At 72.2% G+C, this 1,166-nt stretch carries 1 protein-coding gene; it reads left to right on the top strand.

Annotation, left to right across the window (positions count from 1 at the left end; genetic code table 11):
- Position 1: 1 nt before the first annotated feature.
- The coding region (locus ABTY20_RS35300) for an acetyl-CoA carboxylase biotin carboxylase subunit (protein ID WP_352001219.1) at positions 2–1,166 on the top strand (1,165 nt) is incomplete at its 3' end.

The following is a 1,166-nucleotide window of genomic DNA, read 5'->3' as shown; positions in this document are numbered from 1 at the left end:
GGTGCTCATCGCCAACCGTGGCGAAATCGCTGTCCGGGTGGCCCGGGCCTGCCGGGATGCCGGGATCGCGAGCGTTGCCGTCTATGCCGACCCGGACCGGGACGCTCTGCACGTCCGCGCCGCGGATGAGGCGTTCGCCCTGGGCGGTGACACGCCGGCCACCAGTTACCTGGACATCGGCAAGGTGCTCAGGGCCGCGCGGGAGTCGGGCGCGGACGCCGTCCACCCGGGGTACGGCTTCCTCTCCGAGAACGCCGAGTTCGCCCAGGCGGTGCTGGACGCGGGTCTGATCTGGATCGGCCCGCCGCCGCAGGCCATCCGTGACCTGGGGGACAAGGTCGCCGCCCGGCACATCGCGCAGCGCGCGGGTGCTCCGCTGGTGGCGGGTACGCCCGATCCGGTGAGCGGGGCCGAGGAGGTCGTGGCGTTCGCGAAGGAGCACGGGCTGCCGATCGCGATCAAGGCGGCGTTCGGTGGGGGCGGGCGGGGGCTGAAGGTGGCCCGCACGCTGGAGGAGGTGCCGGAGCTGTACGACTCCGCGGTGCGTGAGGCGGTGGCCGCCTTCGGCCGCGGGGAGTGCTTCGTGGAGCGCTACCTGGACAGGCCGCGGCACGTGGAGACGCAGTGCCTGGCCGACCGGCACGGCAACGTGGTCGTGGTCTCCACCCGGGACTGCTCGCTGCAGCGCCGCCACCAGAAGCTGGTGGAGGAGGCGCCGGCGCCGTTCCTGTCGGACGCCCAGGTGGAGCAGTTGTACTCCGCCTCCAAGGCGATCCTGAAGGAGGCCGGCTACGTCGGGGCGGGCACGGTGGAGTTCCTGGTCGGCCTGGACGGCACGATCTCCTTCCTGGAGGTGAACACGCGTCTGCAGGTGGAGCACCCGGTGACCGAGGAGGTCGCGGGGATCGACCTGGTGCGGGAGATGTTCCGCATCGCCGACGGCGAGGAGCTGGGGTACGGCGATCCGGTGCTGCGCGGGCACTCCTTCGAGTTCCGGATCAACGGTGAGGACCCGGGGCGCAACTTCCTGCCCGCTCCGGGCACGGTCACCCGTTTCGACGCGCCGTCGGGGCCGGGGGTGCGGCTGGACGCGGGGGTGGAGTCGGGCAGTGTGATCGGTCCGGCGTGGGACTCGCTGCTGGCGAAGCTGATCGTGACCGGGCGTA

It is taken from the genome of Streptomyces sp. NPDC126497 (genome assembly GCF_040302425.1).
Lineage (GTDB): Bacteria > Actinomycetota > Actinomycetes > Streptomycetales > Streptomycetaceae > Streptomyces.
Note: the sequence above shows the minus strand (reverse complement) of the source record. Positions and strands in the feature narration are given on the sequence as shown.